Origin of the sequence: Pseudomonas sp. HMWF006, from assembly GCF_003061205.1 — a bacterium.
Taxonomy (GTDB): domain Bacteria; phylum Pseudomonadota; class Gammaproteobacteria; order Pseudomonadales; family Pseudomonadaceae; genus Aquipseudomonas; species Aquipseudomonas monsensis.
Map to the genome: position 1 here is coordinate 1 of NZ_QAIU01000223.1, position 3006 is coordinate 3006.

The window sequence follows — 3006 nt, forward strand, 5'->3', positions numbered from 1 at the left end:
GTGTTTGCGCTCATCTTGGTTGGCCGGAGATCGGCTCGATGAACCCGGTGTTGAGTTGTTCCGGGCTGACGTTCAAGGTGCGCGGCGCCGAGTTGCTTGACGGTGTCTGCCTGGAGGTCCAGCGCAGCGAGACCCTCGGCATCGTCGGGCCCAATGGCTCGGGCAAATCCACTCTGTTGAAACTGCTTGCCGGATTGCGCGAGCCGAGCGTTGGCGAGGTTCTGCTCGAAGGCCAGCCCCTCGGGAAAATGCCCCGGCGCAGCATTGCGCAAAAACTGGCGGTGGTCGAACAACAGGCCGACACCGACGACGGCATCCGCGTATTCGACGCCGTTGCACTGGGGCGCACACCGTGGCTTTCAGCGCTGCAGCCGTGGTCGCAGGTGGACGACGCCATCGTTGAACAGGCGTTGATCGACGTCGATGCGCTGCACCTGCGCACGCGTGTCTGGCGTCACTTGTCAGGCGGTGAACGCCAGCGCGTGCACATTGCCCGAGCGTTGGCCCAGCGCCCGCAAATCCTGCTGCTGGACGAACCGGCCAACCACCTCGACATCCAGCATCAATTGACGATCCTCAACGTGGTGCAGGCGTTGCCGGTGACCACACTGATTGCATTGCATGACCTCAATCAGGCGTTGAAATGCGATCGGCTGGCGGTGCTGGAACGCGGCCGGCTGGTGGCTCTGGGCAAGCCGCTGGAAGTGCTGACGCCGCAGCGGCTACAGGAAACGTTCGGGGTCAAGGCGCACTACCTGACAGACCCGTTCGATGGTGCGCAGATCCTGCGATTTCATTCATAAAACACAGCCCGCTCCACAACGGCTGTGTTTCATGCGGCCCAAGCGTTACGCCAGCTCTTTGCGCAACTGCCGCGCCGCCGCGACCATATGCACCAGCGCCGCTTCGGTCTCCGGCCAGCCGCGGGTTTTCAGGCCGCAGTCCGGGTTGACCCACAGGCGCTCGGCCGGGATGCGCCGGGCCGCCTTGCGCAGCAGACCGGCCATTTCCGCGACCTGCGGAATCCGTGGCGAGTGGATATCGTAGACGCCCGGGCCGATGTCGTTCGGGTAGGCGAAGGCTTCGAAGGCGTCGAGCAGTTCCATGTCCGAACGTGACGTCTCGATGGTGATCACATCCGCATCCATCGCCGCGATGGACTCGATCACATCGTTGAACTCGCTGTAGCACATGTGCGTGTGAATCTGGGTTTCGTCGTGCACCCCGCCAGCGCACAGGCGGAACACCTCGCTCGCCCAGTCCAGATACTGCTGCCACTGTGCCTGACGCAACGGCAAGCCTTCGCGGAATGCCGCTTCGTCGATCTGCACGATCCTGATCCCGGCCGCTTGCAGATCGACCACTTCGTCACGGATCGCCAGCGCCAGTTGCCGGGCCTGCACTTCGCGGCTGACATCTTCACGAGGGAACGACCACATCAACATGGTCACAGGCCCGGTCAGCATGCCCTTCATCACTTTGTCGGTCAGACCCTGCGCATAGCGGATCCATTCGACAGTCATGGCGTGCGGACGGCTGAGATCGCCGAAGATCACCGCCGGCTTCACGCAACGCGAGCCGTAACTCTGCACCCAGCCAAAACGGGTGAATACGTAGCCATCCAGTTGCTCGGCAAAGTACTCGACCATGTCATTGCGCTCGGCTTCACCGTGTACCAGCACGTCAAGGCCCAGCCGTTCCTGGATGTCCACCGCATGGCGGATTTCGCTGTGCATGGCTTCGGTGTATTCGGCCGCGCTCAGCTTGCCTTGCTTGAACGACTGCCGCGCCAGACGGATCGACGCAGTCTGCGGGAACGAACCGATGGTGGTGGTCGGGAACAGCGGCAGGTCCAGCCGGACGCGTTGCTTGGCGATACGCTGGGCGAACGGCGACTGACGCTGGCTGTCCTTGGCGGTGATCGCCGCCACCCGGGCCTGCACGGCCGGTTTGTGAATGCGCGGAGACGCGGCGCGACTGGTCTGCACCGAACGGCTTTGCGTCAATGCGCGCAGCACTTTTGGTGCTTCCGGCGCCTTGACCGCGTGCGCCAGTACCGCGACCTCTTCGCACTTTTGCACCGCGAATGCCAGCCAGCTCTTCAGCTCGGCATCAAGACTGTCTTCGCGGCTCAGATCCACCGGGCTGTGCAGCAGCGAGCAGGACGGCGCGACCCATAGACGTTCACCCAGGCGCTCATGGGCGTGTTGCAGGGTCGCCAGGGCGTTTTCCAGATCGCAGCGCCAGACATTGCGGCCATTGACCATTCCCAGCGACAGCACTTTGTAGGCCGGCAGGCGATCGAGAATGGTCGGGTACTGTTCCGGCGCGCGCACCAGGTCAATGTGCAGTCCATCGACCGGCAGGTTGGCGGCCAGACCGAGGTTTTCTTCCAGCCCACCGAAATAGGTAGCAACCAGCTTTTTCAGTGGATCGCGCTGAATCTGGTTGTAGGCACGCTCGAACGCGTTCTTCCACGCTTGCGGCAAGTCGAGCACCAGAATCGGTTCGTCGATCTGCACCCATTCGACACCGAGCGCGGCGAGCCGCGCGAAGATCTGTCCGTACAGCGGCAGCAGGCGATCGAGCAGTTCAAGCTTGTCGAACTCGCTACCCTTGGCCTTGCCCAGCCACAGGTACGTCAACGGGCCGATCACCACAGGCTTGACGTTGTGCCCCAGCGCGCGGGCTTCTTCGACTTCTTCGAACAACTGCTCCCAGCCCAGCTGGAATTGCTGATCGACACTGAATTCCGGGACCAGGTAGTGGTAATTGGTGTCGAACCATTTGGTCATTTCCTCGGCGTGAGCCCCGCCGCAGCACGTGTCGCTGACGCCACGGGCCATGCCGAACAGGGTTTGCAACGTTGCCTTGCCGTCGTGCGGGCGGAAACGCTCAGGGATCACACCGAACATCAACGAGTGAGTCAGGACCTGGTCGTACCAGGCGAAATCGCCGACCGGCAGCAGCTCGATGCCGGCGTTCTTCTGAATCTCCCAATGCGCC

2 protein-coding genes are annotated in these 3006 nt (G+C 62.6%); one reads left to right on the top strand and one right to left on the bottom strand.

The features are described 5' to 3' along the window. Positions 1 to 38 precede the first annotated feature (38 nt). A complete protein-coding gene (locus DBR24_RS08955) occupies positions 39 to 803 on the top strand; it encodes an ABC transporter ATP-binding protein (RefSeq protein ID WP_128614539.1) in 765 nt (254 codons plus the stop codon). Between the two features lie 45 nt (positions 804 to 848). On the opposite strand, the gene metE is transcribed toward DBR24_RS08955, so the two are convergent. After that, the coding region (gene metE / locus DBR24_RS08960) for a 5-methyltetrahydropteroyltriglutamate--homocysteine S-methyltransferase (protein ID WP_128614540.1) at positions 849 to 3006 on the bottom strand (2158 nt) is incomplete at its 5' end.